We start from the raw sequence: 11,901 nt of genomic DNA on the forward strand, positions 1-11,901 counted from the left end.
TGATATTCATACTCAATGGCAATGTCAAAAGAACCATTCTCGCCGGTTACTCTGTGGCCTTTTCTACATTAGACAAATCGCAGTTTGCCGGACAATTTGCTGGAACTCTGCGCAAAACGGATTTCTTTTTTGATGCAATTCAGTTCATAATCATGAATGGTTCCATGTAAAAACAGTTTGCCCAACACAATGCCATCGGATTCCGCTTTCTCCGCACCGCAGTTGGTACAAAAGAGCGCAGCGGCATCCATCATCAGTGCGCCGCAGGAAGCGCAGCGCACACCGCCCTTCAGTAACCGCTGCTGCTCCTTGGACTGTTCGATCTCTTCCAAAGTTTGTGTGATGGCGCTGATGAACTCGGAAAAGGGACTGTCCTCCCCGGGAACAGCTGCATCATAACAGGCTTTCCCCAACTGGCCATAGAGCTTTTCCAGTTTGCGCTTCTGCTCTTTCTGCGCCAGCTGAAGCCTGGTGACTTCTGCCAGATTCTTTGCCTTTCCGGCAGCCTCTTGGCCGGGCTTTTTTAAATCGTTCCAAAAACCCATGATAATTCTCCGTTATTTCTTCTTCGCTGCAAATCCGGCGCGTTCAAGATAAGCGCGGTATTCTTTTTCCAGCTTCAAGGTGTTTATAAGAAGAGTAACCGCCGCTATCAGCAATATCCCGTTGCCGACCACCAGAGCCGAACTGGCAAACTGAACTATGCTGAATACACCAAACACCAACGCAGCAACTGCATAGCCGCGTATTTTCATTGCGCAGGTCAGACTCATCAGCAGGATACACAGACCGGCAGAACTGAAGAAATAGCGATTCAAGAAAAATCCAATATACATGGCTCGAAAATCAGGCGGCAATGACAAAAGAGCATATACAAGAACAAAGCACGTCCATAATATCGCCAGGATTACCGCCGCAGTGAGAGCGATCCGGTTGGCCCGGATCCGCTTTTTCGCATCGGCAGAATCGGTGAACGAGAAGAACGCCCGTCGGGAGAGGGGTTCACGCGGGCGCGGATCCTGTGCCGTGAGCGACAGGAATCCGTGAATCTCCGTGGGATCTTCCTTTCCGCATTCGGGGCAGAATCCTGCCCCATCCGGGATGAAACTGCCGCAGAATTTGCAAAATGCCATGCGGATACACCTCTTATCCTTGTTTCTTTTTGTGCAGACGAGTGGCAATACACAGGAACAGCAGCCCGAACAGCGGGGAGATGCCCTCCGTCAAACCAAATCCGGTCGGGCCCAGTTTAAACCGAAAAAGAATGATCGGCAACAGAAAAAATTTCCCCAGTTGTATACCCACCAGAGCGGCGCCCGCCCCCACAGGGCCGACTTTGTCGGTTCCCAGCCAGTGGAACACCTGCAGCACGACCAGCGGCCATAGCCAGCAAAGGATACACCACAGGCGGGTCATTTGGACGACAATAGCCATCATTTCTATGGGTACGCCATTCACCATGGCGAGTTGGGGCACAAACAGAAATCCCAGTATGGAGCAAAGGCCCAGCACCACCAACAGGATCCGTTTCTGTTTTTTGGCAGGCTGCCAATTTCTCCTTCGGCCAAGCCCCAGAACAATCAGGCCCAGCGCCAGCCAGAAGGCAGGGAACTGGATCGTTGGCATGATAACAGTTTGCGTGATCCCGTACGCACTGACGGCATCCGTCCCAAAGCTGGATGCCAGTTGAAACTCCCACCTGAGCAGCAGCCCGGGTACCACCATCCGCACACACAGGAGCACCAGCAGGTCGGAGAGACGGTAGTCTGCGGTGCTGATCTTTTCCTGCCCAATCAATATTCCCAGCAGCGCCAGTCCGGCTACCAGCATCACGGTGGGGATCACTAAGCCTATATGGAGCTGATATCCGAGCAGCAGCACCCGGCCCCAGTCCACGACCGTGCTGCCGCACAGCACCAGCAGCATCAGCACAAAGACAGCTCCCAGCGGTTTGCGTTCTTCTTCGTCTTTAAAGATTTCTTCCTTTAGCTTTTTGCCGCACGCAGGGCAAAATTCCGCGGTTTCCGGGATATCTCTCCCACAGTATTTACAGAACATGCCGTTTGCTCCTTACTTCTCGATTCTTGTACCGCATTTCGTACAGAAGAACGCGTCATCATCCAGCACCGCGCCGCAGTTTGCGCACTTGCGCACAGGAAGCTGGGCACGCTGCATGGCTTCCATACGTTCCATGGTCTTCATCATAGCCTCGCAGCTCTCGGCAATCTTGCCGTAGGCGTACAGGCGCATCTGCCCCAGCCAGGCCAGGAAAATACCGGCACCGATTACCAAAAATCCAACCCCGGGACCGATTACCTCAGCCTCATCGCCCCAAAGTACCGACTGAACCGTAGCACCCGCCAGCACACCGGCCAGAATGCTGAAAAATACCTCAATGACAAACACCAACATGGAATAGCCCTGAATCTTTTTGCCGATATTTTTAAACATAACAAACACTCCTCTTTTCTTGCTTTATATTTTAGTTCTCTTCGAGGTTATAGGGTTTGCCGCATTCGCGGCAAAAGCCGACCTTTTCCTTCCCGGTAGCGGGAAAGATCGGTTTGCTGCAGTTGGGACAAAGCACTGTAACGGAGCTTGGTTTCTCCGGCCGAGCAGTTCCGCATTGAGGACAAAACTGACCTGAAGTAAATATGCTGTTTTTGCAGGTCGGGCACTGCCAGAGCGGCAGTTCATAAGGACGATGGGGATTATGTTCCTTGGTTTTTTCCTTTTCCTTGCGCAAAAGCCGCCGGTATGCAAAAGGGCCGATGATAGCCCAGCGCAGCACGGCAAGGAAAAAATCCTTCCATGCGATCTCTTTTTTCCAGCGTCGGTAAAGCAGGATGCCTATGTACGGGAAATAGGATAAAACGATTCCGCCCAACACAAAAAAGAGAAGGCCGATCGGAACGACGCCGATGATCATGTTCAGCGGGCCCATTATCACAAATGGCCAGATGGTAACGGCTGCAATTCCCACGATATTCAAGCAAATCGCGCCGATTAGCAAACAGACAAATATTGCCACCGGCACCATAATGATGGCGCTCAAAACTTTGATGACAATCCCGGCATCGTCATCCGCGTTATCTTTGCGAGTTTCAGGTTCGCACTTTTTCTTCCGCTCTGCTTCGGCCTGCTCGTGAGCATACTGGGTCTGTTCGGTTTTAACATAGTAGTCACCCCACCAGTCCTGCTCCAGGGTACTGGTGGCCAGACGGTTTCCGTCGGCGTCCTCATGGACCATAAAGACCTTGCCCCAAAAGTCAGTGGTCTCATAGCTGCGGCCCACGCGGTTGTTGTGATTGTCATAGTGGATAATGTGGGTCAGTCCATCCCGGTCAATGAAGGACACATCTTTGCCAAGGTAGTTGCCGTGGGAGTCCCATCTTTCGTTGGTATTCATTTTTCAATCTCCTCGCCCTTGTAAACACAGCTGCTGTGTTTCATTTTACTGTTCTGCCTGTATTTTGCGGTTTCGACATCAAAGCAGGTCGAAAAAACAGCAAAATTTGCACCGGTCTCGATTGGCCGGACAAAAAATAAAATGACCTTGAAGAACTATATCCGGTTCCTCAAGGTCATTGTTTGGTTTAGTTGGTTGGCTGCTCCAGCAACAGCGTTACCACAGCAGTGAAAATACCGTCCTCATAGCTTACCTGATAGCTGCCGTCATACTTTGCTGCCAGCTGCTTTAATATCTTGGAGCCGTAGCCGTGCCCCTTGCCAGGTTTCACCGGTGGAAGTGATGGATTGATGGTCTTGATAAATAAGTAATCGCCCGCCATGGCAGAGGAGAGCGTGATGGCCGGTGCTGCTGTGAATCTTGCCGCTTTTGCCGCATTATCCAGCAAATTAGCGAAGATCCTGCACAAGTGCAACGGATGGATGGTCAGCACGTGGGGAAGATCAAGCTGTATTTCCAGCCTGATTCCTTCGCTTTCGCACATGGCCGCTTTTTCTGTCAGCACGGCGTTGATGACCGGAACAGAGCAATACGGTTCCTCCCGTGTGGCGGCGATGTCATCTCCCAACTGACGAAGCATGCTTCCTGCGTCCTTCTCGTCGCCTGACTGAATCAACAATCTGACGGCCGCCAACTGATTGTTGAAGTCATGACGGATGCGTGCCAGCTCTTCCCGCCGTTCCTGTATCGTGCGGTAATGGGCCTGCTCCAACTCTCTTGTGTAATGGATATTCTGCAGTTCCTCCTCCAACTCCGCCTTCTTTTCCAGCGAGACCACATAGTAAAGCAGGCAGACGATGGATATGCCGCTCAAAAGGATGCAGGCACACCAGAAAAGGGCACCGGGGGCAGAGATGTAGGCGTAAAACGTTCCAAACAGGCTGGCGAGAATAAAAAGAACAGGAAGGTAAACCATGGAAAAACGCCTGGCCTGCATTGTGCGCGCCAAAATGACCACCCCGCTGTCCACCAATATGGTGCCAAACAGTCCGACTGCCAAATAAACTGCGCTCTGAGTAAAGGTAAAAATCACTCCATTGGTATCTTGAATCTGGTATGGGCCTCTCAACAGAAAAACTGCCAGCATTGCACCGATAAATTGCCCGCTGAACAGCAGAAGATTGACAAGAAGACGCTTCCAGAGCGGCCCGGCAAAAAACAGAACCGGGACGGCGACGAGGATGGATGGCGCACGAAGCAGGCGGAAAATATCAGTGGGTGTGGAGTGGTCGCCCCAGATCAGCTTCGGAAGATGAAAAAGGGCTATGCCCGCCGCCAGCAGAACAACCTGCCAACACCGGCGCAGGCGGCAGGGAATGACCATTCCCATGAAAACAAGATGAACGAGACACGCTGCCAAGTGTAGTATCAGCCAGAGAATCACAGTCTCAGACACAGGCCTGCCTCCCTCAGAACATTTTTCCCATATAGCGGAAATATGCATCTTTTGTCCGGGCGTATTTGGAACGGCTTATTGGGATCTGCGCGTCGGTGACCAGCAGAATGTCCTGAGACAGAAATCGGCGGATGTACCGCATGTTGACAAGAAAGCTCTTGTGACACTGAATGAAGCCCTCCGACAGCAGCGGACGCAGCTTGTCCAATTGCTCATAGACCGTGACTGTCTCGCTCTGTGTATGGATGGTCACGGTATGCCCCAGGCTCTCCAGATACACGATTTCACGGTGGGGGATGGAGATGGGCCTTCCATGAGACTGAATGGTCAGGACGGGCTGCTCATCCCGTGCCGCCAGCACCTTTTCCAGGTTGGCGCGCAGTAACTCGCTGTCCACCGGCTTTACCAGGTATCCGCTGAGATTGGATTTCTGTAGAAAAATATGCTGGGGGAAGAGGTCGTTGTACCCAGTGACATAGATGACCTTCGTCTGTGGGCTGCGCTGATAGAGCATTTCTGCCGCATCTATCCCAGTCTCATCCTGCTTCCAGTCGATATCCATCAAAACAGCATCGTAGGGGGCGCTGTCATCCAAAGAATATATAAATTGATTTAACGCGGAATAGCAATCAATCTTTCGGGCAAAATCCAGTTCTTCGACTTGGGCCCGAAACTGCTCCAAAAACAATCGGTCATCATCACAGATGGCGATTCGCATTATATCACCTGCTTCTTCAAAAATGCGTTTGAGCAACCGACCATTGGATCCGCCTTTTCAGGACGGTACCTTTTCTGCACCCTTACTGATTTAACAGAATCTCGGTCGCTCAGGCCGGCACAGTCTTGCTCTGGCTTAATGCTTCATGAAAAAGCCCAGAAAAGCATTTCCCTCAGGGGATACCGCCGAGACGCCTTTGGTCCAGGATTCGTCTCACTGGAGCACACTCTTCCGGGATACTTCGCACCGGTACAGACAGTGAAGGCCTGCTACAATTCATAGGCTGTCCCGCGTTCAAATGCAGCCGGTGTGTTTTCCCATACTCAGGACAAAGGCCTGTGCCGCGACAATAGTTTTCAAAAATAGTATGGCATGAAGTAGCGGGCTGAGAAAGCATTCATCAAAACTGGTACTAAAATTGACCAAACTGGTAAAATATTTCCGCGGTTGAAGATTTGTGCTGTGCCCGTGAAAGGGAAGCGGACACTCACAAAAGTGTGGTGGGTTACTGTTTTTTGTAGTACCCGCATGGGTGCGGTGATTCGCATTTTTAAAAGAGCCTTTGATCAGTGACAGGAGAAGCTGGGAATGCAAAGTAAATCGGTGGATATTACAAAGGCCACCGTACCATAGACAAAAGGCCCCCTAATGCAGGAAAGAGAAAGTACTACATCAGGGGGCCTTGTTATGAATAAGTGGTCTTGCACACATGTCCGGACATCTTTGCCCGAAAACAAAGCAATGGAGTAAGATGGGAAATACAACGGAGAATTTTTGAGCGTTTCGGATGCAAGGACAAGTGCTGCAGTAAAAGTTGTGCTGAAACGGGAACAAACAGCGCAAACTGAAAGCAGAAATCACATCGCGGCCGAAAGAACGGCCAGGAAAAGATGCTATACCAGGAAACTTAGTGGCCTGTGCGGGGCATGTTTTCTGAACGACACCGCTACTTTATAAAAACAGAAAAACGGTAGATGAATATAATTTCATTATAACATCCACAAGAACAGCATAAAAGGCCCGTTACATAAAAGGCACGTCATAAACCATTTTGTGACAGTACAGTTGACAAGAAAGACTCCCGCCCAATTCCTGCTAAGAATTGAACGGGAGTCTCACGTGAACCTGAAAACTGTCAGCTAACAGACGCTAAGTAATCTAATACCATATCATTGTTAAGTCAAGGCCTTGTGGACCCTCACATGCGTGGTAAGCAAATGATGGTCAGCTCGTTTTAGAATGCCGTTTTCACTCCTGCCGCAGGCGTTCCACCACGGAATAGCGCTGGGCGGCGCGGCAGCTCAGCACCGGGATGAGAATGCCCAGGGCTGCAAACAGCGGCAGGATCGCCACGATAGGCCATACTGTAAAGCGATAGGTAAAAAACCAGATCAGTCCGTTGAGACCTGAACCGATGAAAGGCGCCGTGACTACAACCAGTGCCAGAGCCAGAAGTGCCGCGCTCACGGTATAGAGCAGCCCCTCCAAGGCCAGCATGGTCCTCAACTGACGGGCGGTCATACCGATGGACTGGAGCACTGCCAGCTCCCGGCGGCGGGCCGTGATGCCGGTGAGGATGGCGTTGAAGAAATTCAGCACACCAACCAGACCTACAATAAAGCTCAGCGCACCGCCCAGCAGCAGGAACATCTGCCGGGTGCTCTCAAACTCTCCGGCATAGGTAGCCTTGCTCTCGTAGTCGAACTGGGGATTCATATTCTCTGTGTAGTCCTTGAGAAAAGCTTCCATGGCGGCGTTGGCTTCGTCTTTAGTATCAAAGGCGTAGTACATGACGGAGTCGGTACCTGTGTCCCGGATAAAGGTCTTGGCTCCCAGAACGAACTCGTCGACGCCGTAGTAGCGGTAACTCAACGCCGACGGCACCACTACCAGGGCGGCTACCGTATAGTCCACATCCCGGTATTTCACCGCCCGCTCGGCAAAAGCTACGTTTTCCGGCACATTTTCCCAAGAGCCGTAGATCTCACCGGTAACGGGATTGTAGTATTCGAACTCCTCCACATAGCGGATGGTCACCGTATCTCCTAACCGGGCCCAGTGGCTGTTCATCTCCGGGTTTCCGTAGTCGTCCTCGCTGTATACGGCAGCAATCCAGTTCCCGTCCAAGTCGTTCAGCTTGGAAAGATCGCCTTCCAGCACCGTCAGGTGATCCAGAGCAAAGGGCTCCATGCCGTAAAGCTGTACCCTGTCGGCCAGCAGTCCGTCTTCGGTGCGGTCCATGAAAGCTATCATGCTGTCCAGTTGCTCCTTAGTGTTCCAGCGGCCCCACATGGATCGGTAGTAATCTTCGGTCACAAATTCCAGGGCAGGGGCGGTTTTACCGTAAACCCGGCCGCTGGCGGTGATACCGCCTTGGGCATCCACAGCGGCGATGACCTCCTCCGGCACCGCCATTTCATCATTAAATCCGTCCCCGCCGGTCTGAAACTGTCCTGCGTCAGCCAGAATGAAGTCGCTGGCGGTGAAGTTGGACACATATTTGTCCATGTCAAAGCCGCTCGTGAGAGTCACAGTCAGGGTCAGCAGCATCACGGCCAAGGTCAGGGAGAGCACCGTGAGAAAGGTCTTGCCCCGGCTGCGCCCCAGGTTGGCCCAGGCCATGGAGAGCAAAGATACGCCTTTGCTACCACGCCGGGTTTTCCGTTTCAGTGCTTTGCCCTCGGTGTAGCGTACCGCCTCTACCGGAGATACCTTACCCGCCAGGCGGCCAGGCCGGCGGCAGGAGATGAGCACCGTTACCAGGGCAAAGAGGGCTGCACCCGCAAAGAGGAGAGGGCTGACCGAAACCATGGCGGTCACCCCGTCAAGCTGTGCGACAATGACCGGCGTGAGCACGCCGCCCAGCAGCCAGCCCAGCAGCAGGCCCACAGGAATGCCAATGAGGGAGAGCAGCAGCGCCTGCGTGCGGATGATCCGCCGCAGCTGCCGGGGCGTGGTGCCGATGGTTTTCAGCAAGCCGTAAAAGCGGATGTCCCCGGCCACTGAAATCTGAAACACATTGTAGATAATGAGGTATCCGGTGAGCAGAATCAGCGCCAGTACACCCACGATGATAGCCACCACGGCAGGGTCCAGCTTGTCCGAGAGCTGGGCCCCGGTGTAGCCCCAGTTGATGCCGATGGAGATGTGGTCCTCGCCCGCCGTCTCACTCTGATAGCCGTGATTGGCCAGAATTTTCTCCAGATCGGAGGCGATGGAGCGGGCCCCGCTTTTCAACATCACATCCAGGTTCCAGCTGCCGGTCATACCGTCGCTTCCCGGCGGGGTGACACCCACCTCGGCCAGGATGGCGTCCGCCCGGCTTTCGGGGATGAGGATGTGGTTGGCCACAATGGCCTCGTCGTACTCCCACCAGCCGCACAGGGTAAAGGTTTGGGTGGTTTCGTGGCCGTCCACATCAAAGGTAACGGTGAATTTTGCGCCCAGTTCCGGCTCTACACCCAGCAATTCCAGCACATGGGTGTCGGTGGCCGCTTCGTCGGTGCCCTCCCGGGGCAGGCGCCCCTCCACCGGGTCGCAGTAACTCCAGTGAGCGTGGTTTGCATCGGAGTAGCCGATCTCTACATGGGATTTGTTGAACGGCACATCGGTGGGCATGCCCACAAAGCGCCGCAAGCCCCACTGGTCAATGAGAGGATCGTCCTTCAAATCCTCAAACTGTTCCTCGGTGAGATACTTGAAGGAGCCGTGAGCCCAGCCGCCGGCCTGGCGAAAGTTATTTTGCTGAATGCCCTCGTTGATGGAAAGAGCAATGGTGAACAGGGAAGTGAAGAGCACCGCCGTCAGGGCGATGGCCAGCACTACCACAAGGTTCCGGGTGCGGTTGGCGAGCAGGGAGCGCAGGCTCAGGCGGCGGATGCAGCCGCGGTTGGAGACGTTCATGTTATCTGCCCCCTTTACCGCGTCACGATCCGCCCGTCCTCGATGCGGACGATGCGGTCGGCTGTCTGGGCGATCTCTTCGTTATGGGTGATCATCACCATCGTCTGGGCAAACTTCTGGCCCGTCACCTTCATGAGCCCCAGCACGTCCTGGCTGGTTTTGCTGTCCAGATTACCGGTGGGCTCGTCGGCCAGAAGAATGGCGGGTTTGGCGGCCAGGGCCCGGGCTATGGCAACGCGCTGCTGCTGTCCGCCGGAGAGCTGATTGGGAAGATTCCGCAGCTTTTTCTCCAGCCCAAGGGTGGCAACGACCTCCTTCACAAAGGCTTTGTCCACTTTTCTTCCGTCCAGCTCCACCGGAAGTACGATGTTTTCCCACACACTGAGAACCGGCACCAGATTGTAGGACTGGAACACAAAACCGATCTTCCGGCGGCGGAAGATGGTCAGAGCTTCATCCTTCAGGGAGAAGATGTCTTTCCCGTCCACGGTGACCGTGCCCGAGGTGGGCCGGTCCAGCCCGCCCAGCATGTGGAGCAGGGTAGACTTGCCGGAGCCGGAGGTGCCCACAATGGCCACAAACTCGCCCGACTCAACGCTGAGGTCGACGCCGTCCAGCGCCTTGACCTGCGTGTCCCCGGCACCGTAGTATTTTTTTAGATCACGGGTCTGTAAAATCGTCATATCGGTTTTCCTCCAAAGAAAAAGTCTGTACCGTCTTTTGACAATACAGACTATATCATGCAAATCTGTCCTGGCACTTTCGAGAATGTGTCAGTTCTGAAAGAAGCCGTCACGGGCGGGGAAGGAACAGGGAAAATGCGCTGCCCTTACCCGGCGCGCTCTCCACCTTCACATAGCCGCCCTGCTTTTCCGCGATCTGTCGGGTAAGATAAAGACCGATGCCCACGCCCTCCGCCTGATAGGCGCCGGGCGCACGGTAGAATCGTCCGAATATTCTGGCCTGTTCCTCCTCGGGAATACCCGGGCCGGTATCGCTCACCCGAATGGAAGAAAACAGCTCATAGTTTTTGACCTCCACCGACACTGTGCCGCCGGAGGGGGTATACTTAACGGCGTTGTCCAGCAGGTTGCACAGTGCTTCCTCGGTCCACTTGGGGTCAAAAACTGCCGAGCCTTCGGTTTGTCGGGTGGTCAGTTTGATGCCTTTTTCCGCCGCTTTGGGCGCGAGCTGAGCAACAGATCGCGCCACCACCGGTGCGATCTCGCCGGACTGAGGATGAAGAGCCAGAATTCCTGTCTCCAGACGGGAGGTCTTGACCAGAGCCTCGATGAGGGTCTGGAGTTTATCCGTCTGGGCGGAGATGGCGGCGGCACAGTCTCTGCCTTGGGGCGTGAGGGGCTGCTCCGCAAGCAGCTGGGCATAAAGCTGAAGGTTGGCTACCGGGGTCCTTGTTTGATGGGAGATGTCGGAGATGAGGGCGCTGATCTGATCTTTTTGCCGGCGCACATTCCGTTCGGACAGGGCGCTGGCCGTCAGATACCGGGCCAGCCGACTCTCGAGTGCGGAAAGACGGCTCTCATCAAAAGATCCTTCGGAAAAGCTGCCGTCCATAGCGGAGGTGAGCATCTCGTCCAAACGATGTATCGTGCGGGCGGTGCGCCAGCGGTCATAGAAGATCACAGCCAGCGCCAGCAGCGCCGCCGCACACGCAATCACATACCCGATCATGGTTTCACCGCCCAGATATAGCCGATGCCGTATACCGTTTTCAGATAGTCCGGCTTGGCGGGGTCTGCTTCCAGTTTGCTCCGCAGTCGCTTGACTGTGACGGACAGGGCATTCTCCTCCACGAATTCCGCACCATCCGTCCACACCCGGTCCACCAGCGTGGCGCGGGGTACTGCGTGCCCGCAGTTTTCCACCAGCACCCGTAACAGGCGCTGCTCGGTTTTGCTCAGCTCCACGGCAACCCCGTCTCGGCGGAAATCCATCCTGTCAAAATCAAAAGTAAAAGGTCCAACGGACAGGGCACAGGGCGCCGTGCAAGCGCTCCGCCGGAGCTGGGCATTCACCCTCGCCCGGAGCACTGCCAGCGAAAAAGGCTTGGTGATGTAGTCATCCGCCCCGGCCTCCAGCCCGGTGACCTCGTCCAGTTCCAGGTCGTTGGCGGTGAGCAGAATCACTGGCGTAGAGCTGCCCTCCGAGCGTACCTGGCGCAGCAAGTCCAGACCGCTGCCGTCGGGTAGATTGACGTCCAGAATCAATAGGTCAAAGTGTTCCTCTGCCAGCGTCTCCCGGGCTTGTGTCAGATTGGAGCGGCAAACGACCGATGTCTCCGACCCCGTCAGCGCCATGGCAATCCCGCGCCCCAGCGTCTCGTCATCCTCCAAAAGAAAAATGTGTTTCATGGCTGCCCCCTCATCTGCGCTTTCCTTTGACTCATTATACCAC

General features: G+C 54.3%; 11 protein-coding genes. All 11 read right to left on the reverse strand.

Features of this window, described 5'->3' with window-relative positions:
* Positions 1-68 precede the first annotated feature (68 nt).
* Positions 69-545 (reverse strand): hypothetical protein, encoded by a 477-nt coding sequence (locus B5E65_RS01965; protein ID WP_087170104.1) that lies wholly within the window; start codon positions 543-545, stop codon positions 69-71.
* Between the two features lie 12 nt (positions 546-557).
* On the reverse strand, positions 558-1,133 hold the full coding sequence (locus B5E65_RS01970) for a zinc ribbon domain-containing protein (RefSeq protein WP_087170105.1): 576 nt from the start codon (positions 1,131-1,133) through the stop codon (positions 558-560).
* Positions 1,134-1,146: 13 nt separating this feature from the next.
* Entirely contained in the window at positions 1,147-2,058 is a 912-nt protein-coding gene (locus tag B5E65_RS01975; protein WP_087170106.1) for a zinc-ribbon domain-containing protein, read from the reverse strand.
* A 12-nt stretch (positions 2,059-2,070) separates the two neighbouring features.
* The gene (locus B5E65_RS01980) at positions 2,071-2,451 is read right to left on the reverse strand and encodes a zinc ribbon domain-containing protein (RefSeq protein ID WP_087170107.1); all 381 of its coding nucleotides are present in this window, start codon (positions 2,449-2,451) and stop codon (positions 2,071-2,073) included.
* A gap of 31 nt (positions 2,452-2,482) precedes the next feature.
* Positions 2,483-3,409 (reverse strand): hypothetical protein, encoded by a 927-nt coding sequence (locus B5E65_RS01985; protein WP_087170108.1) that lies wholly within the window; start codon positions 3,407-3,409, stop codon positions 2,483-2,485.
* 187 nt (positions 3,410-3,596) lie between these two features.
* Positions 3,597-4,865 carry an ATP-binding protein gene (locus tag B5E65_RS01990; RefSeq protein WP_158098488.1) on the reverse strand — a complete coding sequence of 423 codons (1,269 nt, stop codon included), beginning with the start codon at positions 4,863-4,865 and terminating at the stop codon, positions 3,597-3,599.
* Positions 4,866-4,878: 13 nt separating this feature from the next.
* Entirely contained in the window at positions 4,879-5,583 is a 705-nt protein-coding gene (locus B5E65_RS01995) for a LytR/AlgR family response regulator transcription factor (protein WP_087170110.1), read from the reverse strand.
* A 1,248-nt stretch (positions 5,584-6,831) separates the two neighbouring features.
* On the reverse strand, positions 6,832-9,486 hold the full coding sequence (locus B5E65_RS02000; RefSeq protein ID WP_087170111.1) for an ABC transporter permease: 2,655 nt from the start codon (positions 9,484-9,486) through the stop codon (positions 6,832-6,834).
* A gap of 14 nt (positions 9,487-9,500) precedes the next feature.
* On the reverse strand, positions 9,501-10,169 hold the full coding sequence (locus tag B5E65_RS02005) for an ABC transporter ATP-binding protein (protein ID WP_087170112.1): 669 nt from the start codon (positions 10,167-10,169) through the stop codon (positions 9,501-9,503).
* A 109-nt stretch (positions 10,170-10,278) separates the two neighbouring features.
* Positions 10,279-11,178: a sensor histidine kinase gene (locus B5E65_RS02010; protein WP_087170113.1), complete on the reverse strand. Its 900-nt coding sequence runs from the start codon at positions 11,176-11,178 to the stop codon at positions 10,279-10,281.
* Positions 11,175-11,858 carry a response regulator transcription factor gene (locus B5E65_RS02015; RefSeq protein ID WP_087170114.1) on the reverse strand — a complete coding sequence of 228 codons (684 nt, stop codon included), beginning with the start codon at positions 11,856-11,858 and terminating at the stop codon, positions 11,175-11,177. Before B5E65_RS02015 ends, B5E65_RS02010 begins: the two co-directional genes overlap by 4 nt.
* Between the last annotated feature and the right edge of the window lie 43 nt (positions 11,859-11,901).

Source organism: Gemmiger sp. An120 (assembly GCF_002160955.1).
GTDB classification, from domain to species: domain Bacteria; phylum Bacillota; class Clostridia; order Oscillospirales; family Ruminococcaceae; genus Gemmiger_A; species Gemmiger_A avium.

Excerpts from the sequence above, each read along its gene's own strand:
- B5E65_RS02010 (WP_087170113.1), bottom strand. The coding sequence starts at position 11,178 with ATGATCGGGTATGTGATTGCGTGTGCGGCGGCGCTGCTGGCGCTGGCT.
- B5E65_RS01985 (WP_087170108.1), bottom strand. The coding sequence starts at position 3,409 with ATGAATACCAACGAAAGATGGGACTCCCACGGCAACTACCTTGGCAAA.
- B5E65_RS01965 (WP_087170104.1), bottom strand. The coding sequence starts at position 545 with ATGGGTTTTTGGAACGATTTAAAAAAGCCCGGCCAAGAGGCTGCCGGA.
- B5E65_RS01975 (WP_087170106.1), bottom strand. The coding sequence starts at position 2,058 with ATGTTCTGTAAATACTGTGGGAGAGATATCCCGGAAACCGCGGAATTT.
- B5E65_RS02015 (WP_087170114.1), bottom strand. The coding sequence starts at position 11,858 with ATGAAACACATTTTTCTTTTGGAGGATGACGAGACGCTGGGGCGCGGG.
- B5E65_RS02000 (WP_087170111.1), bottom strand. The coding sequence starts at position 9,486 with ATGAACGTCTCCAACCGCGGCTGCATCCGCCGCCTGAGCCTGCGCTCC.
- B5E65_RS01970 (WP_087170105.1), bottom strand. The coding sequence starts at position 1,133 with ATGGCATTTTGCAAATTCTGCGGCAGTTTCATCCCGGATGGGGCAGGA.
- B5E65_RS01995 (WP_087170110.1), bottom strand. The coding sequence starts at position 5,583 with ATGCGAATCGCCATCTGTGATGATGACCGATTGTTTTTGGAGCAGTTT.
- B5E65_RS01980 (WP_087170107.1), bottom strand. The coding sequence starts at position 2,451 with ATGTTTAAAAATATCGGCAAAAAGATTCAGGGCTATTCCATGTTGGTG.
- B5E65_RS02005 (WP_087170112.1), bottom strand. The coding sequence starts at position 10,169 with ATGACGATTTTACAGACCCGTGATCTAAAAAAATACTACGGTGCCGGG.